18 protein-coding genes and 2 tRNA genes are annotated in these 21,153 nt (G+C 50.8%); 10 read left to right on the forward strand and 10 right to left on the reverse strand.

Annotated features, from left to right (window positions below):
- Positions 1 to 3: 3 nt before the first annotated feature.
- Positions 4 to 603, reverse strand: coding sequence for a CoA pyrophosphatase (locus CWE21_RS05125; protein ID WP_126833375.1), 600 nt, complete (start codon positions 601 to 603; stop codon positions 4 to 6).
- Positions 600 to 1,940: an aminodeoxychorismate synthase component I gene (gene pabB / locus CWE21_RS05130; protein WP_241970224.1), complete on the reverse strand. Its 1,341-nt coding sequence runs from the start codon at positions 1,938 to 1,940 to the stop codon at positions 600 to 602. The genes CWE21_RS05125 and pabB overlap by 4 nt, the downstream gene beginning before the upstream one ends.
- 120 nt (positions 1,941 to 2,060) lie before the next feature.
- On the opposite strand from pabB, the gene CWE21_RS05135 reads away from it, so the two are divergent.
- A complete protein-coding gene (locus tag CWE21_RS05135; RefSeq protein WP_126833376.1) occupies positions 2,061 to 3,572 on the forward strand; it encodes a fumarate hydratase in 1,512 nt (503 codons plus the stop codon).
- Entirely contained in the window at positions 3,565 to 4,911 is a 1,347-nt protein-coding gene (gene rmuC / locus CWE21_RS05140; RefSeq protein WP_126833377.1) for a DNA recombination protein RmuC, read from the forward strand. The genes CWE21_RS05135 and rmuC overlap by 8 nt, the downstream gene beginning before the upstream one ends.
- A 34-nt stretch (positions 4,912 to 4,945) precedes the next feature.
- Here rmuC and rimO read toward each other — a convergent pair whose 3' ends face one another.
- From rimO to cysZ, 4 genes are all read right to left on the reverse strand, one after another.
- Positions 4,946 to 6,301 (reverse strand): 30S ribosomal protein S12 methylthiotransferase RimO, encoded by a 1,356-nt coding sequence (gene rimO / locus CWE21_RS05145; protein ID WP_126833378.1) that lies wholly within the window; start codon positions 6,299 to 6,301, stop codon positions 4,946 to 4,948.
- A gap of 1 nt (position 6,302) precedes the next feature.
- Positions 6,303 to 7,130 carry a S1/P1 nuclease gene (locus tag CWE21_RS05150; protein ID WP_126833379.1) on the reverse strand — a complete coding sequence of 276 codons (828 nt, stop codon included), beginning with the start codon at positions 7,128 to 7,130 and terminating at the stop codon, positions 6,303 to 6,305.
- 34 nt (positions 7,131 to 7,164) lie between these two features.
- On the reverse strand, positions 7,165 to 8,019 hold the full coding sequence (locus CWE21_RS05155) for a hypothetical protein (RefSeq protein WP_126833380.1): 855 nt from the start codon (positions 8,017 to 8,019) through the stop codon (positions 7,165 to 7,167).
- Between the two features lie 61 nt (positions 8,020 to 8,080).
- Entirely contained in the window at positions 8,081 to 8,821 is a 741-nt protein-coding gene (cysZ, locus tag CWE21_RS05160; protein WP_126833381.1) for a sulfate transporter CysZ, read from the reverse strand.
- A gap of 162 nt (positions 8,822 to 8,983) precedes the next feature.
- On the opposite strand from cysZ, the gene smc reads away from it, so the two are divergent.
- From smc to ligA, 3 genes are read left to right on the forward strand one after another with little or no spacing between them, the layout of a single operon-like run.
- Positions 8,984 to 12,451 (forward strand): chromosome segregation protein SMC, encoded by a 3,468-nt coding sequence (gene smc / locus CWE21_RS05165; protein WP_126833382.1) that lies wholly within the window; start codon positions 8,984 to 8,986, stop codon positions 12,449 to 12,451.
- 40 nt (positions 12,452 to 12,491) lie between these two features.
- Positions 12,492 to 13,505, forward strand: coding sequence for a cell division protein ZipA (gene zipA, locus CWE21_RS05170; RefSeq protein ID WP_126833383.1), 1,014 nt, complete (start codon positions 12,492 to 12,494; stop codon positions 13,503 to 13,505).
- A gap of 4 nt (positions 13,506 to 13,509) precedes the next feature.
- Positions 13,510 to 15,525 carry an NAD-dependent DNA ligase LigA gene (ligA, locus tag CWE21_RS05175; RefSeq protein WP_126833384.1) on the forward strand — a complete coding sequence of 672 codons (2,016 nt, stop codon included), beginning with the start codon at positions 13,510 to 13,512 and terminating at the stop codon, positions 15,523 to 15,525.
- A 25-nt stretch (positions 15,526 to 15,550) separates the two neighbouring features.
- Here the strand turns inward: ligA and CWE21_RS05180 are convergent, their stop codons facing one another.
- Both CWE21_RS05180 and gloB read right to left on the reverse strand, forming a co-directional pair.
- Positions 15,551 to 17,164: a LysM peptidoglycan-binding domain-containing protein gene (locus CWE21_RS05180; protein ID WP_126833385.1), complete on the reverse strand. Its 1,614-nt coding sequence runs from the start codon at positions 17,162 to 17,164 to the stop codon at positions 15,551 to 15,553.
- Positions 17,165 to 17,221: 57 nt separating this feature from the next.
- Entirely contained in the window at positions 17,222 to 17,947 is a 726-nt protein-coding gene (gene gloB / locus CWE21_RS05185; RefSeq protein ID WP_126833386.1) for a hydroxyacylglutathione hydrolase, read from the reverse strand.
- 56 nt (positions 17,948 to 18,003) lie between these two features.
- On the opposite strand from gloB, the gene CWE21_RS05190 reads away from it, so the two are divergent.
- Positions 18,004 to 18,750, forward strand: a complete 747-nt coding sequence (locus tag CWE21_RS05190) for a class I SAM-dependent methyltransferase (RefSeq protein ID WP_126833387.1) — start codon at positions 18,004 to 18,006, stop codon at positions 18,748 to 18,750.
- 2 nt (positions 18,751 to 18,752) lie between these two features.
- Positions 18,753 to 19,142, forward strand: coding sequence for a rhodanese-like domain-containing protein (locus CWE21_RS05195; protein WP_126833388.1), 390 nt, complete (start codon positions 18,753 to 18,755; stop codon positions 19,140 to 19,142).
- Between the two features lie 11 nt (positions 19,143 to 19,153).
- Here the strand turns inward: CWE21_RS05195 and rnhA are convergent, their stop codons facing one another.
- Positions 19,154 to 19,627 (reverse strand): ribonuclease HI, encoded by a 474-nt coding sequence (rnhA, locus tag CWE21_RS05200; protein ID WP_198675063.1) that lies wholly within the window; start codon positions 19,625 to 19,627, stop codon positions 19,154 to 19,156.
- Complete coding sequence (gene dnaQ, locus CWE21_RS05205) at positions 19,624 to 20,325, reverse strand: DNA polymerase III subunit epsilon (protein ID WP_126833389.1); 702 nt, start codon at positions 20,323 to 20,325, stop codon at positions 19,624 to 19,626. The genes rnhA and dnaQ overlap by 4 nt, the downstream gene beginning before the upstream one ends.
- A gap of 228 nt (positions 20,326 to 20,553) precedes the next feature.
- Here dnaQ and CWE21_RS05210 point away from each other — a divergent pair.
- The 3 genes from CWE21_RS05210 to CWE21_RS05220 all read left to right on the forward strand — a co-directional run bounded on the left by CWE21_RS05210 (position 20,554) and on the right by CWE21_RS05220 (position 21,118).
- Positions 20,554 to 20,630: transfer RNA gene (locus tag CWE21_RS05210), tRNA-Asp, on the forward strand.
- Positions 20,631 to 20,657: 27 nt separating this feature from the next.
- A tRNA-Asp gene (locus CWE21_RS05215) sits at positions 20,658 to 20,734 on the forward strand.
- A 36-nt stretch (positions 20,735 to 20,770) separates the two neighbouring features.
- The gene (locus CWE21_RS05220) at positions 20,771 to 21,118 is read left to right on the forward strand and encodes a YkgJ family cysteine cluster protein (RefSeq protein WP_126833390.1); all 348 of its coding nucleotides are present in this window, start codon (positions 20,771 to 20,773) and stop codon (positions 21,116 to 21,118) included.
- The last annotated feature ends 35 nt before the right edge of the window (positions 21,119 to 21,153 follow it).

Below are 21,153 nucleotides of genomic sequence, written 5' to 3' on the forward strand. Positions count from 1 at the left end.
TCGTTAACCTTCGTTGAGTGAGCGATACAATGTATGGCGCTCAGGATACACGTGATCGGCCAATTCTCGCAAAATTCCAGCCGTCGCACCCCAAATATTTCTATGTTCATATGGAATAAAGTATACCTGATCGTAAATAAAGCGCCGCAAGCGATAGGCAAAATGGCCTTGCTGCTGCATTAAGTGTGCCAATGGAACTGTGAAAATTTCTTCCACTTCACTGGGATCTGCTTGCAACGGTTGCTTAGGTGTAATGAAGCCGACATACGGGCGGATGAGAAAGTTACTAATGACTGGGTAGTCTTGTAGTACACCCACCAATTCAACATCGTTGGGCTGGAGGGCTATCTCTTCATGGGCTTCACGTAAGGCGGTGGTGTACAGATCAGGATCAGCTAATTCTTGCCGTCCGCCAGGAAAGCTAATCTGCCCCGCGTGGTGCCGCAAATGATTACTACGTTGCGTTAACACTACTTCGAGTTGCCCTTCACGCTCCCACAGAGGGATAAGCACAGCGGCAGGGCGCAGGCGTTTCAATAGTGGACGTTGCTGCAGCTGTTTCGAATGCAGTTGAAAACGGCGCAAAAACTCGTCGCGGGTCATGTGCCCATCTCGCTTACGCTGGTCGAACGTAACACCGGCAGAATTTTTGCGACCTTATCAAGGGTTTCTTGATACTCTTCTGCGCCGGCAGAGTCGATCACCAAGCCGCCGCCCGCCCAACAGTGCAACGCCCCATGCTCGGCTACGAGAGTGCGAATACAAATATTGGTGTCGCTGGCGCCATGCTGCGAAATATAGCCCATGCTGCCGCAATAGAAGCTCCGTCGGTGGGGTTCTAACTCGTCAATAATTTCCATCGCCCGCACTTTGGGGGCACCGGTAATCGAGCCGCCTGGAAAGCACGCTGCAAGCAAGTCTAAGGCCTGCATGGGGGGCTGGAGCTCGCCCACGACCGTACTCACTAAATGGTGAACGGCAGGGTAGCTTTCGATCGCAAACAATTTGGGCACCTGCACGCTACCAGGTTGGCAGACGCGACTGAGGTCATTGCGTAATAGATCGACGATCATGACATTTTCGGCGCGGTCTTTGCTGGCTGATTGTAACGCGTTGGCAAGCGCTTGATCGCGCTCGGGTGTAGCAGCGCGGGGGCGTGTGCCCTTGATTGGTTTGGTCTCGACATGACCTTTGGCATCGACGCGTAAAAAGCGCTCGGGAGATTGGCTCAACAGCGCGCCCTCGGGCAGCCGCATAAAGGCTGAATAGGGCCCTTGGTTGGCGTCACGTAAACGCTGGTAGGCGTCCCACTCGTCACCGTGGTAAGGGGCGGTAAAGCGTTGCGCGAGATTAATCTGGTAGCAGTCGCCAGCCCGCAAATAATCTTGTACTTGCGCGAACTTGGTCAAGTAATCGGCACGGCTCATGTTGCTCTGCCATGCGCCGGCTAAGGCGAAGGCTTCAGGATTCTTTGCAGCTGAGTCGCTGGTTTGCCAGAATTGCTGCCAGTGCTCTATTTCGCCAGCGGGGGCAAGCAGCCAGATACAATCTTTCACGCGGTCATGAATGAGCGCTCGCACATAAAGCCCCACTGCGAGTTGTGGTAACTGAATATCAGCAAGTGCGTGTTCTGGTAGACGTTCCAGCGCACGTCCCGCATCGTAGCTCCAGGCACCTGCAAGTCCACCTTGGAAGGGCAACTCACTAGGACCTTGGTAATGCGGTAACTGCGTCATGAGCTCGCTGAGCTTGCTCGGCCATGCGGCGGCGTCAGTGACAACTGCTTCCGGCTGCCAAAAAATGAAGTCATAATGGCTATGCGGGTGCTCGCAGCTGTCTAATAGTAGCGCCCATGGCTGCTCGGCAACCTTGCTGAACAGATCTACTAACGTCACTTTATCGTTTGCTTGCAGTGCCAGCGGAACAGCAACAATCGTCACGACATCTTTACTCCAAAAGCATTTGCCACAAGCTTAACATAAGCTCGGCTAAAACTGGTCAGCGTGCGCTGAAAACGCTATGATAACGCCCAATTGTAACCGCATGAAGTAGAGGAAAACATGGCCATTATTCGTCAGGCTGACTTTATTGAAAGTATTGCCGATGCCCTGCAGTATATTTCGTACTACCACCCGCTGGATTTTGTTCAAGCTTTAGAAAAGGCCTATCACAAAGAAGAAAGTGAAGCGGCTAAGAATGCGATTGCCCAAGTTTTGACGAATTCACGCATGGCAGCTCAAGGGCACCGCCCGATTTGCCAAGATACCGGTATCGTGACGTGTTTTGTCAAAGTTGGCATGGGCGTGCAATGGGACAAGACGGACATGGCCGTGCAGCAAATGGTTGACGAGGGCACGCGTCAGGCGTACACCAACCCAGAAAACCCGCTACGCGCATCGATTGTCGCCGACCCAGCAGGTAAGCGTAAAAATACCGGCGATAATACGCCAGCCGTGGTGCACATTGATATGGTGCCGGGTGACAAGATTGAAGTCATGATTGCAGCCAAAGGTGGCGGCTCAGAAAATAAATCGAAGATGGTGATGCTTAACCCAAGTGACTCAATTGCCGACTGGGTGGTTGAAACCATGCCGAAACTTGGTGCGGGCTGGTGCCCACCGGGCATGATTGGCCTTGGTATTGGCGGTACTGCAGAAAAGTCGGCAGTCTTGGCGAAGGAAGCCTTGATGGACCCAGTCGACATTCAAGAGTTGCTGGAACGTGGACCGCAGAACGCCGAAGAAGAACTACGCCTCGAAATTTATGAGCGGGTAAACAAATTAGGTATTGGAGCGCAAGGCCTCGGCGGCGTGACAACCGTCATGGACGTCAAAATCAAAACGGCACCCACTCATGCTGCGTCCAAGCCTGTGACCTTGATTCCAAACTGTGCGGCGACACGCCACGCGCACTTCTATCTCGACGGTTCAGGTCCCGCAGATTTGCAGCCACCGAAGCTTGAAGACTGGCCCGATATCACTTTTGAACTTGGTGATGATGCGCGTCGTGTCAATCTGGATGAACTCACGCAAGCGGATATTGAAACTTGGAAAACCGGCGAAACCGTATTGCTCTCGGGTAAAATGCTGACCGGTCGCGATGCTGCGCATAAGCGCATTAAAGATATGCTTGATAACGGCGAAACCCTGCCGGTCGACTTCAAAAACAAGTTCATTTATTACGTCGGTCCTGTTGATCCGGTGGGCGACGAAGTCGTCGGTCCTGCGGGCCCAACAACGGCCACACGGATGGATAAGTTTACCGACTTAATGCTCGATAAAACGGGCATTCTTGGCATGATTGGTAAGGCTGAGCGTGGACCTGCGACGGTTGAAAGTATCAAGCAACACAAAGCGGTTTACTTGATGGCTGTGGGTGGTGCTGCTTACTTAGTTGCCAAGGCAATTAAGAAAGCCAAAGTCGTCGCGTTTGAAGACTTAGGTATGGAAGCTATCTACGAGTTTGAAGTTGAAGATATGCCTGTCACCGTAGCCGTGGATAGCACCGGTGAAAATGCCCATGAAACCGGGCCGGCGATTTGGCGCGTCAAACTGGAAGCTGCTGATGCTTAGTCTGCAGCTATGGCAATGGTTAACGGCGGGTGCTGCGGCGCTCGTCGTTGGCGGCATGCTGACCTGGCTTTGGCAACGGGCAAAAGTGCAGCAGGCGGCGCAGCAGTTGGAACACCAAGTGGGGCTTGCGGCACAACGTGAAGAACAGCTCGAACATGAACTCGAGCAAACGGAACAGCGCCTACAGCTTGCCGAGCAGCAACAGCAACAATTGCAGCAGCACCGCAGCCAGCTACAAGCCGATCTTGCGGCAAATCAAAGCAAACTCGAAAGTTCACTGAAGCACGCGGAAGAGAAGCAACGCTTGCTCGAAGCGAGTGAAGAGCGCATGAAAAAAGAGTTTGAGCGCTTAGCACAGCAGATTTTTGAGCAAAAATCAGAGCGTCTTCAGCAAAGTAGCAAGCAGACGCTGGAAGTCACTTTAGCACCGTTCAAACAGCAGCTTGAGGCCTTCAAGAAGCAAGTTGAGAGCCAATACACTGAAGAGCTAAAACAACGCGCCTCGTTAACCACTGAAATCACCTCATTGAAAGAACTCAATAAGCAAATGGCAGCTGAAGCTGATGCGCTTACCCGTGCTTTGAAAGGCGATACCAAAGCACAGGGCAACTGGGGGGAAGTCGTATTAGAGCGTATTTTAACCCAATCGGGTCTGCGCGAAGGTCATGAATACGACACGCAAAGTCATCATCGTGATGAAGACGGTAAGTCATTTAAGCCTGATGTCGTGGTGCATTTACCCAACGAAAAAGACGTGGTGATTGACTCCAAAGTGTCGTTGGTAGCGTACGAACGCTATTTCAACAGCGACGATGATAAAGAGCGTGATGCCGCGTTAGCTGAGCATGTTAACTCGCTGCGCGCGCACATTAAGGGCTTATCTAAGAAAAACTATCAACAGCTCGACAGCGTGCGAACGCTTGATTATGTCTTGATGTTTATTCCGATTGAACCGGCCTTTTTGCTTGCGGTTGATCGCGATCCGGAACTGATTCGTCTGGCGCTCGAACACAATATCATGTTGGTGAGTCCTACCAACTTATTGGTGGCCTTGCGTACGGTGAACAATATCTGGCAATACGAACATCAAAACCGTAACGCGCAAAAAATAGCTGAGGACGCCGGAAAGCTTTATGACAAGTTCGCTGGCTTTATTGAGGATATGCAGAAAATCGGTAATAGCCTCGATACCGTGCGTAAGCATTATGATGGTGCGATGAATAAATTGTCGACTGGGCGCGGCAATCTAGTCGGGCGTGTTGAGAAGTTCAAAGAGATGGGCGTACAGACCTCGAAAAAGCTCGATAGCAAGCTGCTTGATGATGACAGCGACGCATAAGCGCCGCTGTCATTTCGTAATACAGAACTTGATATTAGCGAACCACAGTACCCCATAAATCGTACTCGTCGGCATGCTCGATTTGCACTCGAACACGTTCACCGGGTTGCACCTCGTATTCGCCATTGAGGTAAACCAAGCCATCAATTTCTGGCGCGTCGGCATAGCTACGACCGATGGCTCCTTCAGCGTCAACCTCGTCAATCAACACATCGAGTGTACGTCCGATCTTCTGCTGTAAACGTGCTGCGCTGATTTCTTGTTGGACTTCCATGAAGCGCGCGTAGCGCTCTTGCTTCACTTCTTCGGGTACAGGATCAGGTAGCTCGTTGGCCTTGGCACCTTCCACATCTGAGTAGGTAAAACACCCCACACGGTCGAGTTGCGCATCACGCAAGAACTGTAATAGCTCCTCAAACTCCTCTTCCGTTTCTCCTGGGAAGCCCACAATAAAAGTGCTGCGAATGGTTAAATCGGGGCAGATCTTGCGCCAATTCTGGATGCGTTCAAGGGTGCGATCAGCAGAACCCGGTCGCTTCATTAAACGCAAAATACGCTTGTTGGCGTGCTGCAGCGGAATATCCAAATAAGGCAAGATTTTGCCATCGGCCATGAGTGGAATAACATCATCGACGGATGGGTACGGATAGACATAGTGCAAACGCACCCAAATCCCTAACTTGCCGAGCGCTTCGCAAAGCTCCAGCATGCGGGTTTTCACCGGCTGGCCGTCCCAGAAGCCGGTTTTATGTTTGACGTCCACACCATAAGCGCTGGTGTCTTGTGATATTACCAGCAATTCTTTTACACCTGCATTGGCAAGTCGTTGTGCCTCGGCTAGGACATCACCGACGGGACGGCTCACAAGGTCGCCACGCATAGACGGAATAATGCAGAAGGTACAACGGTGATTACAGCCTTCGGAAATTTTTAAGTAGGCAAAATGCTTTGGTGTTAGCTTCACCCCAGTTTCAGGGACGAGGTTCTCGAATGGAATCCTTTCGGGTTGCGGCACATATTGGTGCACATGTCCCATAACTTCCTCATAAGCATGAGGACCGGTGATTGCCAAAACATTTGGATGAACTTCACGAATTTCGTCATCTTTGGCTCCCAAGCAGCCGGTGACGATAACTTTGCCGTTTTCATTCAGAGCTTCGCCAATTGCATCGAGTGATTCTTGCACCGCACTATCAATAAAGCCGCAGGTATTGACGATGACCATGTCAGCATTATCGTAAGTGTTAACGATGTTATAACCCTCAGTGCGCAGCTGAGTCAGGATTCGTTCTGAATCGACCAGGTTTTTAGGGCAACCGAGGCTGACAAAACCAATCTTTGGTTGGCTCTGCACAGTATTTTTTACTGGGGTGTAGGACTCAACACTCATATTAACCTTCGCTATTTGCTGCAAACACGTCGTTCAAGTACGCCGCGATGCGCACACCACCTTGTTGCAGGCGCTGTTTCATCACCGGTGTGTAATTGTAGACATAGTCCCAGCCGAGATACGGCTCATCGGTTTGTGGGTAAACCTCGTCACGTAATTGTGAACTTTCATTGATCCATGTGTAGGGATCGGGAGTTGCCCATGTTTGCGCTTGTGCAGGGGTAATACGCCGCTGTAACCAATGCGAGAACTCGCTGTAAGAAAGCTTTTGGTGATCGACTAAACCAGAGTCCCAAACGCGATGTAGGTTGCTTTGCTCACCGAAGAACACAACTTTAACGTCGTTACCACCGCGATCACTAAGTGCGGCTGAACCCACGTGAAGAGGCTGATGTAAATCGCCAATGATATGCACGATAAAACGCAAGGCTAGTTGCTTTTCTTCGCGGCTGGCATCGTCGCTTTTCAGAGTGGCAGTGAAGTCTTTCAACGCGCTCATGGCGTCGCCTTCTGGCGGACAATCGTCAGCATGATAGTCGTGCGGCTGCTGCAGGGTGACATAGTGAAATGGATTGGCTGTTTTTTGCCAGAATTCACTTGGGTTTGAGCGCATTTCATCTGCATAAGTAGAAGCTTCTGCCAATGATTCAGGTCCCAGCAGCTCCGCAATTGCCGCTTTTGCTTCAACAGAGAGATAGGCCGTTGCGATTTTACCGGTAATGCGGTGGCCCGTTTTGCCCCATGCATGAGCAGGTGTGGCGACCAAATTCGCGGTCGACGCCAAAGTGACAGCGCCAAGCGCCGCAATAGTAAATTTAGAGAGTTTCATACTATCAGCCGTTAACTATAAGGATGCTGATATTTTACGGGTTCTGTAGCAGAAGCCAACGATCTTTTGCGGCTTGAAACTGGGGATCTTGTTGAACTGCGGGTATTGCCTCGTTAATCAGTTCGATTGCGCGCTTGCCCCAAGGCGTTGCAGGGCAACCTACTGCCCCTTCAACCGCAATGCCTTGATTCTGCAGTATTGGCACGAAAACGAGGTCAATCGGCAGCACTTGATTATGGTAGTTGAGCAGTATTGGGTAGTCGATGACAAAATCGACGCGTTTGGCGTTGACCATGGCGAGCATATTGGCATTGGCGTCTTTGCCAGAAACCTCGGAATATTGCTCGCTATTTAGCAAAAAACGTTCGATGTAGGGTTGTAGATTACCGTAGCGGCGGCCCATGGGTTGGGCAAAACGATAACTGCGCTGCTTGAGCATTTCGACAAGGTCCACGGGGTTGCCAAATCGTTCGGTAAATTCTTTCGCTAATTCGGGACGGGTAATAATGCCATGTGGCGGGTAGCTGAAGACGCGATCTGAATAAGTCACTATTTCCGCCGGACTAATATTACGAATCATACAGGGAAAACAGAGATTTCCACCTTGGCGTATTTGCGCCGCGATGCGCGCTTGCGGGTAGTATTCGATCTGTTGTTCGACGTTGGGTAAAGCCCGTTCAAAAGCCGCGATCATTTGGTCACAGACGCCCTGATTAGCAAAGTAGCCGTCGAGAATATGGAAAGGTGGCGCACTGTTTACGCCCCAAATAATGCTATCTTTCGTCTGAGTTTGATTTTCTAATGCGTGCGCAGAAGCAATCGGCGGGAATATAGCCTGTAGTGAAAATAAAAAGGCACTGCATATGAGTGCTTTTAGCAGGCGGCGCACACTTCGATCCTCGTTTAGCTAACATTAGGTTAACTATCATAACGATTGCTAAAGCGAAGCGCTAGCCCAAATTTTCAGCACGCATATGATCGACCCACATCGCGGTTGAACCGCACACCGCAACAGGAATCATGATGAGATTAATCACTGGAATTGAGGCCAGAAAGGCAACGACGACACCGAAGGTAAGGCTCTTACCCTGATGCTTATATAAGCTAGCGCGCATATTACGAAAAGGGACTTTATGGTTATCGAAGGCATAGTCTGCGTATTGAATGGTCATCATCCATCCGCCCCAAAGCAACCAGAGAACTTGCCCGATAACTGGCAAAAAAATCAGCAGTAAAAAGAAGCCGAGCGAGCGAGGAATAAAGTACAGGATCTTTTGCATTTCTCGCCCGAGTGTACGAGGGATGTCCTTTATCATGCCGCCCACGCCGCCATTGGCTGCGGGTACGCCAGTAAGACGCTCCTCAACTTTTTCGGCCAAAAGGCTATTGAAGGGGGACGCAATGATGTTCGCAACACTGGTAAAAGTCAGGGCAAAGAGCAATAACACGGCGATGATGATTAACGGCCACAGGACAACTTCCAGCCAATGCAGCCATCCGGGAAGCCACGCCATAAAATCGGCAACCCAAAGCGTCGTGTAGTGGAACACAGCGGCAATTGCGAAACTGAAAAGTAGCACATTGATGGTGAGTGGGATGAGAGCATAGCGCCGGACCCCTTTTTGAAAGGCCAGCTCGAAACCCCGTGCCACATAACTGGCACCATTGTCGCTGTATTTTGCTTGCTGCATGCTCAACTCCTTGTCGCTTTATGACTACCGAACGTATTTTGCGAGAGCTTTACGCAGTATACAAACTTATAATCGCCAACTAACCTTGAAAATGTTACAAAATCTAGCATTATGAAGGTCTGCGAAGAATTACCCTGACATAATAACTAAAAACAGGACTCCATGCGCCTCAAACATATCAAGCTTGTTGGGTTTAAGTCGTTCGTCGACGCCACCAAAGTACCGTTTCCGCACCAGATGACGTGTGTCGTCGGGCCGAACGGCTGTGGCAAGTCGAACGTCATTGATGCTGTGCGCTGGGTATTGGGTGAGAGTTCTGCAAAAAACTTACGCGGCGATGCCATGACCGATGTCATCTTCAATGGTTCAGGCGCACGAAAACCAGTATCGCAGGCCAGTGTAGAGCTGGTCTTTGATAATTCAGATGGCCGTATTCAAGGCGAATATGCGAACTACGCGGAAATCTCTGTAAAGCGTTTGGTAACGCGAGACGGTCGCTCTGATTACTTTCTCAACAATAGTAAATGCCGCCGACGCGATATCACGGATTTATTCCTTGGTACCGGACTTGGTCCGCGCAGTTATGCGATTATCGAACAGGGCATGATTTCGCGACTCATTGAGTCGAAGCCGCAGGAATTAAGAGTATTCCTGGAAGAGGCTGCTGGGATCTCGAAATACAAAGAACGCCGGCGTGAAACCGAAAACCGCATGCAGCACACTCGCGATAACTTAGATCGTCTGAACGACGTGCGAGATGAGCTTGGCAGTCAATTAGATAAGCTACAACGCCAAGCAGCTGCCGCACGGCGCTACAAAGATTTGAAACAGCAAGAGCGCAAGTATAAAGCGGAGCTGCAAGCGCTCCGTTGGCTGACCCACGAACAGCAAGCAGAACGCTTGCGGCAAACCATTCGAGAGCACGAGGCCGAGCTCGAGCGCTGGTTGGCAGAGCAACGCGGCAGTGAACGTGGCACATTAGAATTGCGCGAACAAGCGAACGAAACCAAGGCAAAGTTGGACGAAATTCAACAACGCTTTTATCAGTTGGGTAATGATGTCACCCGCACCGAGCATCAGTTACAAGCGCTACGCACTCAAGCACAACAACGCCAACAGCGTCAGCAGCAATTGCAAAGCGAGCTGAGCCAGTTGGACCAAACCTATCAGCGCGATGTTGAACAAGAAGTCGAAATCAAACTGCAATTAGAGCAATTGCAACCAGAACTGGAGCAACTCGCTGAGACGGCTGAACAGGCGCAAGAAGCATTTCAGCAACATGAAGAAGCTTGGTTACAACTACAAAACGATTATCAACGCTTTCTGACCGAGCAACAGCAATACCGAGAGCGCTTGCAACAATTGCAGTTGCAACGTGAGCGTTGTGCTGACCAACTGCAACGAACCCAGCAACAAACCGATGACATCGGACGCCAGGCTCAGCAACTCAAGCAGGAGCTGCAAGAGCTCGCTGAGCACGAAGCTAATCAACAATTAGAGCAAGCAGAGCAGGCGGCCAGTAACGCAGAAGTCGAGCTAAAAGCTCTGCAACAACAACAGCATCAGTTGCGTGAACAACGTCAACAGCAGAGTCAGCAGTTAACTCAATTACAGCAACAAGAGCAGCAACTACTTGGTCGCGAAAGTTCGCTACAAACATTGTTGACGGCAGCGCAGGCCGACTGGCCCAACGTACTCGTTGACTGGCTTGCGCAGCAGGGGCTTGAGCCGCTAGGTCAGGTGCGAGACCTGCTGAATGTAAGTGATAAATGGCGGTTAGCTGCCGAGCAAGCTTGCCATGCGTGGCTTGATGCTTTTGTACTAGAACGAGCGCCCGCCGATTGGCCTGAAGAGTTGGGAACACGTTTGGTTATTTTGGGGCAAGACGAGGCACCGCGTGACTCTTTAGCTGCGCAATTGAGTGGGCCATTGCAACAGTGGCCGTTAGCGCAACAAATGCAGCTATGTGCTAATGCTGACACCGTGAATGAGATCTTACCGCAAGCAACGTCGCGCTGGTTGCTGACCGAGCAAGGCCAACTATGGTGTGCAGGAAGTTATCAGGCGCAACAGATTGCCGCACAAGAAAGTCAGTTACTGCAACAACAAGAGTTGGAGCAAACAACGGAAAAGCTCACAGAAACACGCAAGCAGTTGCGTGCCCAAGAGCAACACCTTGAACAATTAAATCAGCAACGAGAAACGCTTGCAGTGCAACTCGATGCGGCGCAGACGCGACTGCATGAAGCACAAGCAAATGCCGCGACTTGGCGCGAGAAACAGCGCTGGCAGGCCGCTCAGCAAGAGCAATTACAAGAGAAATTAGTGCGTTGCGAGGCGCAACAACAGGAGCTTGCGGAAAGCGCTGAAACCTTGTTGTTACAGCAAGAGGAGGTCAGCGCGCAATTGGCGGACGCCGAGGCAGCGCAACCGAATGTTGATGAGCACGAGTGGCAGAGCAAACGTGAACTGCTGCAGGCTGAGCGCCAACAGTTGCGTGATCAAGCACAGCAGAGCCAGCAGCAGTGGCAAGATAAAAAGCTGCAAGTCGAACAATATAAAACGCAGTTGCAGCACACGCATACTCTGTTGCAGCGTTTGCAACAACAGCAGCAGCAGGCGCAAGAACAGTTGCAACTGCTGGCCGATGGCGGTGAAGACCAAGAAGAAACCGAAGTGCTGGCGCTACAGCTAGAGGAGTTATTGCAACAGCGTGAAACGGTCGACGAAGAACGTCGAGAATGGGCTGACAAACTTGCCGAAATTGAGCAGCAATTGCAACAAGTGAGCAGCGGCGTCAAAGGCGTCGAAACGCAAATTGAGAAAGCTCGGCAGCAATTACAGAGCAGCCAGATGGAACTTGCTGCCGTACAGGAACGTAGCCGTAATGTACTTGCGGTCCTCGATGACATGCAGCAGCCATTGAAGCCCGTGCTTGAGCAGCTATCCGAAGATGCCGATGAGAAAAAATGGCAGCATGAAGTCGAACGTTTGCAAAGCGCTATTGCACGGCTTGGGGCAATTAACTTAGCTGCTATCGAAGAATCTGAAACACTTGCTGAACGTAAAGAGTACCTTGACCAGCAACACGAAGATCTTACGTCCAGCCTTGAAACCCTAGAAACGGCGATTCGCAAGATTGATCGCGAAACGCGACAGCGCTTTAAAACGACCTATGATGCGGTGAACAACGGTCTCCAAGAATTGTTCCCGAAAGTTTTTGGTGGTGGCAGTGCCTATTTGGAACTTACCGAGGATGATCTACTCGAAACAGGTGTAGCGATCATGGCGCGTCCACCGGGTAAGAAAAACAGTACAATTCACTTGTTATCGGGTGGTGAAAAGGCGTTAACAGCTTTATCATTAGTGTTTGCGATCTTTAGATTAAATCCAGCGCCGTTTTGTTTACTCGACGAAGTCGATGCGCCTCTGGATGATGCCAACGTGGGACGTTTCTGTCGTCTCGTTGAAGAAATGTCGCAAACGGTGCAATTTATTTATATCAGTCACAATAAAGTGGCGATGGAAATGGCGTCTCATCTAGCCGGGGTCACCATGCAAGAGCCAGGTGTCTCACGCTTAGTAGCCGTAGATGTGGATGAAGCTGTCGCCTTGACCGAAGCTTCGTAGAAGAACAACAACAGAACATCAAAATCATGGAAAGCCTGCAATGAGTACCATGCAAATTGTTTTTAGCATTATTGGATTACTGTTGATCGCGCTGATCATCGGCCACGGTATGTGGAATATTCGTCGCAATGAGCGGCGCAAACTCGAGCAGCAAATGGAGCTCGAACAAAAGCGTCAGCGTGCACAGGACAACTCAGGTTTCGATGATGATGGTATTGGCGAAGTGCGGGTGATTCGCCGTGCTTCCGAGCGCCAAGCAGAAGCACAGGTGCATAACTCCGCAACGAGCTCCGCAACGAGCAGGGCACCGACGCGCAAGCCGTCTCCTGCCAGCCGTGAAGACACCAGAGTTGCCGCTGAGGAATTAAAACCGCGGACTCAGCCTGATAGTGCGCCGACAATGGAATCGCAAGCGAGTATTCGCGCAAGTAGCGATGACGAAGACTTTGAATTGCCATCTGTGGCAGCACAGCCCGATGAGTTGAAAAAAGCAGAGCAAGCGGCAAAACCGGCTAAGCCGGTAGCGAAGGCATCTGCTAAACCTGCGCCGAAGAAAGCTGCCGGACCAGAACCAGCGCAGCAGAGTATGGATTTGCCTCTTGAACCGGATGACGAGCCGCCATTGACACAAGAGCCGGACATGGTGATTGCGCTTCATGTTGTCGGCCAAATCAACGGCCCGGTGCTGTTGCAACAACTCACTGAGTTGGGCTTTAAGTATGGCGAGTTTGATATCTTTCACCGCCATGTGGATACGGCTGGAACAGGGCCGGTACTCTTTAGTTTGGCCAATATGTTCAATCCAGGCACCTTTGATATTGATGCTATGGAGCACTTTGAGACGAAAGGTATCGCTTTGTTCTTGGCCTTGCCGATCAAGAGTAACTCCACTCAAGCCTTTACCATGATGCACAACGCCGCCGAGAAAATTGCTGCGGCGGTCGAAGGCGGGCAAGTGCTCGATGAACATCGCAATCCTCTTACCCGCCAAGCGGTTCAGCATATTCATCAAAGCATTCGTGAATACGAACGTAAACGTTTAATTCGACAGTAGGCCTATGACAGATTCAGCAGTCGTCAAGCGCGCGCAAGAATTACGTGCGCTCATTACCCAGTACAATCGTGAATATTATGAGCTCGACGAACCGACAGTTCCCGATGCCGAATACGATCGTCTCTTTCGTGAGTTACAACAACTTGAAAGTGACTACCCAGAATTAAAAAGTGCGCACTCACCCACACAGAAGGTGGGCAGTCAGCCGCTTTCCGCATTCACTCAAGTCGCCCATGAAATGCCAATGCTGTCGTTAGACAACGCCTTCGACAGTGATGAATTTACGGCGTTTGCGAAGCGCGTCAACGAGCGTCTTGATAGTGCCGCAGCTATCGCTTATTGCTGTGAGCCAAAGCTCGATGGCGCAGCGGTCAGTGTGCTCTATGAAGAGGGTAAGCTCGTGCGCGGGGCAACTCGTGGTGACGGGCAAACTGGTGAGGATATCACCGCCAATGTGCGGACCATCCGAAACTTACCCTTACAGTTGCAAGGTGATTATCCGCAGCGTCTTGAAGTGCGCGGTGAAGTCTTTATGCCGGTGCAAGCGTTTAGCGAGTATAACGAGAAAGCATTGGCGCGCGGCGAAAAGACCTTCGCCAATCCTCGTAATGCCGCCGCGGGTAGTTTACGCCAATTAGATTCGCGTATTACCGCCCAACGGCCACTGCATTTTTATGCCTACAGTATGGGCGTTGTAAGCGAGGAAACGACGTTAGCTAACTCGCACTATCAACGCTTACAGCAGCTTGCCGAGTGGGGTCTGCCTATTAGCGGTGAAGTTAAGCAAGTGAGCGATGCGCAAGGCTGTGAGGCTTATTACAACGAGATCCTGAATCGCCGTGAACAGTTGCGTTACGAGATTGATGGCATTGTGCTCAAGGTCGACTCGATTCAACATCAGCAAGACCTTGGCTTTGTGTCGCGGGCGCCACGTTGGGCGATTGCTTGGAAGTTTCCAGCGCAAGAAGAAATGACAGTGCTTAAAGGTGTTGATTTTCAGGTCGGCCGAACCGGCGCTATTACCCCTGTGGCTCGCCTTGAACCAATCTCTGTGGGTGGCGTAACCGTATCGAATGCAACGTTGCATAATGCTGATGAAATTGCGCGTCTTGATGCGCGTATTGGTGATACCGTGATCATTCGTCGCGCGGGTGACGTTATTCCGCAGGTCGTCAGTGTCGTTAAAGAGCGCCGTCCCGATGATGCCGAACAAATTGAGTTTCCCAGCGCTTGCCCAATTTGTGCGTCGCATGTCGAACGCGCTGAAGGCGAGGCTGTAGCGCGCTGTACCGGCGGCCTTATCTGTGCTGCCCAGCGTAAAGAGGCGATCAAACATTTTGCTTCACGTAAGGCGATGGATATCGACGGTTTAGGTGACAAACTGATTGAGTTGTTGGTTGAGCGCGAGTGGCTCGAGTCGCCTGCGGATTTATTCAAGTTGAAAGCGCGAGAATTAGCGATGTTACCGCGTATGGGTGACAAGTCAGCTGAAAATATTGTCGCAGCGATCAGCGCAAGCAAAACAACCACCTTAGCGCGTTTCCTTTATGCCCTCGGTATCCGCGAGGTCGGCGAAGCGACGGCGGCGAACCTAGCTGCACACTTTGCGACGCTTGAGGCGCTTATGGACGCAGAAAAAGAGCAGCTAGAAGAAGTGACTGACGTTGGTAGCGTGGTCGCCAATCATATCTATCAGTTCTTCCGCGAGCCGCACAATCAGACCGTTATTGATGAACTCTTAGCGCAGGGCATCAGTTGGCCAAAAGTTGAGCAGCTGGCTGCGAGCGAAGCGACTTTGGCTGGCAATACCTATGTTCTAACGGGCACGCTCACGCAAATGACCCGTGATGAAGCCAAGCAAGCCTTGCAAGCGCGCGGCGCCAAAGTGACTGGCAGTGTCTCGGCGAAAACCACCGCAGTAATTGCCGGTGACAATGCTGGTTCGAAGCTAGCGAAGGCAGAACAGTTAGGTGTGACGGTGTTAAGTGAGGACGATCTTGCAGAATTGCTGGGCTCATAAGTGATGAGCCCAGCAAACTGTGGCTTTATATGTCGTTTGTCATGCGGGTCACGTCGACGATAAGTTTCAAGCGTTGCCCTGGTTGTAAGTAATTACGGCGATTGATCTGATTCCACTTTTCAATATCGCGGATGGTGACATTGAAGCGGCTCGCAATACGCGCTAAAGAGTCGCCAGAGCGCACTTGATAATGAATGTTACGCGTCACCCCTGAAGTTTTCTCCTCTCCCTGCCAAACCACTAACTTACGCCCTGGGCGTAGTGGGTCGGTGGGAGCCATGCCATTCCATTTGGCAAGTTGGCGTAAATTAACGTCATATTTGCGGCTTAAATCCCACAAGGTATCGCCGCGTTGAATCGTGTGATCAATCTTGTAGCTTCCTTGCTGCTGCGATTGAGTGGCCGTCAGGCGCTGATCGGCAGAGAGGCTGTAGTCATCTAGCTCACGTGATGCCGCAGGAACGACTAAATAATCACCCGCACGAATCAAATGGCCGGTTAAATTGTTGGCTTGCTGAATGGCATGAGGCGTCGTGTGGTATTGCTTGGCAATCACGATCAGGCTCTCACCTGACTTTACTTTGTGGCGGTGCCAACGCACAAGATCTTGTTGTTCAGCGTTGGCAAGCCATTGCTGCAGACGTTCGGCATTTTCCAACGGTAATAGCAGACGATGTGGCCCTTCAGGGTTGGTCGCCCAGCGGTTATAGCCAGAGTTGTAATGATGCAACTGCTGCAACTCTAAGCCTGATTTTTCTGCTGCTAAGGCGAGGTCGATCTGACTACCCGTTTCAACCACTTGTAGATAAGGTTCATTTTCAATCGGTAGCCAACTCACCTGATATTTCTCTTGTTGGCTTAAAATATCTGCCAACGCTAGCAGCTTCGGCACATAGGCACGGGTTTCCCGTGGTAGATCAAGAGACCAGAAGTCGGTTGGTTTGCCAGCTCGTGCATTACGACGAATCGCCGAGTTCACTCTGCCACCGCCAGAATTATAGGCAGCGAGCGCATGCAGCCAGTTATCGAAACGCTCATTTAAAGCGGTGAGATAATCGAGTGCGGCGTGGGTAGCTGAATAGACGTCGCGACGACCGTCATACCACCAGTTGATATCCAAACCATACTGCCGTGCCGTACCCGGAATAAACTGCCAAATTCCTGAAGCACTGCCATGGGAATAGGCAAATGGGTCGAATGCACTTTCAACAATGGGTAAGAGCGCCAGTTCAAGCGGTAAATTGCGCTTTTCAATCTCTTCAACAATTAAGTGCATGAATGGTGCTGCACGCTTGGCGACACGATCCATGTAAGTTGGGTGCTGCAAGTAAAATTTACGTTGCGCATCAATGCGTGCATTTTCCGGTATTTGCATGGTCAATTGCCGACGGATACGTTGCCATAAGTCAGCTTCTTGTTGCGGAGTGATCTCTTCGACTACTGGCAAGGGTGCAATTAGCTCAGGGTTTAACAATTGCACTTGTTGTTGCACCGGCGGTTGTGGCTTTGCAGTTTGCGTTTCAACGTGAGTGCTTTGATCTTGCTGGTTTGTAGTTGTTGTTTTCGCAGTGTCCGTCGGCGTTGATTGGCAAGCAGCCAAAACCGACGCACTCAGCGTCAGCATTATCAATTTTTTCATGCATGCCTTCCTATCGGTAGGTTGAAATTCGTGCGTACTGTAGCGCAGTTTACGGTTTTAAAAGTTATCTTTCCACTGCCTTAACTTACCGAACTCCGCGGCGTCTTTGGCGCGGAGGAACGGATTTATTGCAAGTTCACGCTCGAGTCGCGAGGGCAGTGAAGGCTGATGTTGTTCACGTAGCTTTGCCACCTCATTTTGCGCAGCTTCGATTGCCATATTATCGGGCTCTGCAGCACGCGCAAAACGCAAATTTGCAGCGGTGTATTCGTGCGTACAATAGACGTGTGTTGTCGCTGGAAGTTCTGCCAATTTACGTAAAGATGCGAAAAATTGAGGTGCCGTTCCTTCGAACATGCGTCCGCAACCTGCACTGAAGAGGGTATCCCCGCAAAATAACATGCCCTCAGCTGTGTCTGGGGTATAGAAACTCAAGTGATCAAGGGTGTGACCCGGTGTTTCGATGACTTGAAACTCGACGGTTAATCCCGCTGGAATAAAACGGTCGCCTTCGTGTAACTTTTGACTGATACCTTGTATTTTGGGGTTGTTTGGACCATAGACCGGAACCTCAAAATGTTCTAACAGCGGCAGTAGACCATCGGTATGATCCCAATGATGATGGGTGATCAGGATACTGGCGAGGCCAATACCTTGCTGTTCTAACCATTTTAATACGGGAGCTTCATCACCTGGATCGACGATGACGGCATCCGCATTCTGTGTTGGCTGAATAGCCCAAATGTAGTTATCATCAAAAGCAGGGATGGGCGTAATAATCATGGCGCATTCATCTTTAGTTGCTAGCATTGCCATCAGTATACAGGGCCACGAGCACGATGTTAAAACCCGCTTTGCGAGATAAACGTACAGCAGCACCAGCGAACTGGCAGGACGTTGCGCATGGCACTTGGTTACAAAGCCAGGTTGAGCAAGTGTTGGCGCCGCATATCGAGCGTCTCTATGGTTATCATTTTGCCGCGGTAGGTCCCTTGAGCGCTCATCTGAGTTTACCAAAGTCTGCGATCAAGCATTGTTTTACCTTGGCAGAAGGGCACGGCAAACATGTCAACGTGTGTGCTGAATCGACTCAGTTGCCCTTTGCCGAAGCTAGCCTTGATGCAATTCTTTTAGCCTGTGAGCTTGAATTTGCGCAAGATCCGCACCAAGTATTAAGAGAAGTAAGTCATAGTCTTATCGCTGATGGTAAATTAATTTACGTCGGCTTTAATCCGTTCGCCTGGCATCAGGTGCAACAATTGTGGCCGCGGCAGGTGAACCAACTACCATGGCGAGGACGTTCTTTTACTAGAGCACGCGTTTTGGACTGGCTGGCGCTTTTAAATTTTGAGGTATGCGAAACGCATTACTTTGCGCCAAGCTTCCTTCAACAACGTTGGCAGTGGCCTGAGCGATTGGCAACAAAAGCGCATCAATGGCTGCCGCAACTGGCGAGCTGTTATTTTATCGTGGCGCGCAAACGCGAGTATCCGCTGACGTTGTTACCAGAGCGCAGCAAACGTAAACGAGTACAACCGAACTTACAGACGGTTCCCTTAGCGAACCAGACGCAATTAAAGGAGTGATGATGTTAAGTCCACAAGAATTATGTGCAACCGCAAAAGGTAATGTTGAAGAAATCAATGTTGAGCAATTGCAGGAGCGGATTGCTGAAGGCGCACGGGTGATTGATGTGCGTGAGCCAGGTGAATACGCAGCAGGACATATTCGCCAGGCGGTGAACATGCCACGTGGCGTACTCGAAATGCAACTCAACCAACATCCCGATGTCGCTGGCTATGATGATGCATTGCAGCGCATCGCAGAGCAGCCACTGTATCTCATTTGCCGCTCGGGTGGTCGCTCGGCTCTGGCTGCAGAGTCGCTGCAGCGTATGGGCTTTGATAAAGTTTATTCAGTGGATGGCGGTATGCAGGCTTGGGAAGAGAAAAAGTACCCACAAGTCACCGGTGAATAAAGCCGGCTAAGTTACCCTTCGTAGCCAGTGTCCTCAGCGAGTTTGTCGCCACTGGCTGCTTGTCGTGCCAGCTCATCGCAGCGCTCATTTTGCGGATGTCCAGCATGGCCTTTGACCCACTTCCAATGAATCGTGTGACGTTGGGCCGCTGCATCTAGAGCGCGCCACAAGTCAGCATTTTTTACTGCCTTTTTTGCGGCTGTTCGCCAGCCATTGCGCTTCCAGTTGTGGATCCATTTCTGAATGCCGTCCTTTAGATACTGGCTATCTGAGGTAAGGGTCACTTCACAAGGTTGGTTAAGTATTTCTAGGGCTTTCACCGCCGCCAACATTTCCATACGATTATTGGTCGTCAGGCGGAAGCCCTCGCTCATTTCTTTGTGATGTTTGCCATACTCGATAACAATTCCGTAGCCACCGGGTCCTGGATTGCCTAGGCACGAGCCGTCGGTATAAATATGGACGTGTTTCTTGGCTCCACTCACGAGTTCGGCTCCTGCCAGAGCGGCGCATCAATTAATTGCAACCGCTCTCGGTGCGCTTGCTCTTCGGCTGCTGTGGCTTTCACAACCTTCAATTGCGGTTTATTGGTAACGCGACTCCAATCGACAGCTTGTCCATTATGCTGATGGTTTTTCTTTTGGCTTGCGAGTTCAAGTTTGGTTTGTCCACCGGTCATCGCGAGGTAGACATCGGCGAGCAATTCAGCATCCAATAGTGCGCCGTGGAAAGTACGGTTGGAGTTGTCGATGCCAAAAGCTCGACAGAGCGCATCGAGATTATTTTTCTGCCCTGGACGCATTTCGCGTGCCAGCATTAGGGTATCGAGAACCTTACAATAGTCCGTTGTTTTGCCGGTGCCGTTGCGGAGCAGGGCAAACTCGTGGTCCATAAAGCCTACGTCGAATGCGGCGTTGTGAATAACCAATTCGCCACCGTCAATAAACTGCAAAAATTCATCGGCAATTTGCGAGAACACCGGCTTGTCCTGCAGAAACTCATTGGTGATACCATGTACTTCAATGGCCTCCTGCTCAACCACACGTTGCGGGTTGATATAAACGTGGAAAGTGTTTCCAGTGAGTTTACGGCCAATCAATTCAACTGCGCCAATTTCGATAATTCGATGTCCGCGCGCTGGGTCGAGACCCGTAGTTTCCGTGTCGAGAACGATTTGTCGCATGGTAAGATAGTCCTGAGCTTAAGCATCATGAAGTAGCAAGAGTACCTGAAAGCGGGGGCTTTGCGAACCCGCGAGGGGATGCAAAACTTGTAAAAATAGTACGATCTGATTGTTTTTCAGGCAAACGGAATAAATCTTCAAAAAAAAGGTTGACGGGAATGAACAGCCCTCGTAATATTCGCTCCGCATTCGGGGGGACCCACTCGGGAAACCCAGAATCAGGAAGTTGGAGCGGTAGTTCAGTTGGTTAGAATACCGGCCTGTCACGCCGGGGGTCGCGGGTTCGAGTCCCGTCCGCTCCGCCACTTTCCTGAAACGCAAATCACCGCTGCGGAGCGGTAGTTCAGTTGGTTAGAATACCGGCCTGTCACGCCGGGGGTCGCGGGTTCGAGTCCCGTCCGCTCCGCCATTTCAAACATGATTTTTTGTTGTGGAGTGTTGCGCGATGAGTACGGTTTCGGCCTGCTTGACGTGTGGGGCTTGCTGCGCCACCTATCGTGTTTCGTTTTACTGGGGAGAAGCCACTGGCGCTCCTGCGGGTTACGTTCCTTCTGAACTCACCGAAAACTTTCATCCTCATTTACTCTGTATGCAAGGCACTAATCAGGCCGAGCCGCGCTGTGTTGCGCTCGAAGGCGAGATTGGTAAGCAGGTAGGTTGTAGCATCTATAACAATCGCCCGTCTCCTTGTCGTGAGTTTGTGGCTGGCGATGAGGCAGCCAACCCGTTTTGTGATAAAGCCCGCGCCAAATATGGCTTAGCTCCCCTAATTCCTGTCAAAGAAGTAGCGTAATCCGCTCAAATGTAGGTTTTGCGCTACGAAAAGCT

Origin of the sequence: Pseudidiomarina aquimaris, assembly GCF_003987395.1 — a bacterium.
GTDB classification, from domain to species: domain Bacteria; phylum Pseudomonadota; class Gammaproteobacteria; order Enterobacterales; family Alteromonadaceae; genus Pseudidiomarina; species Pseudidiomarina aquimaris.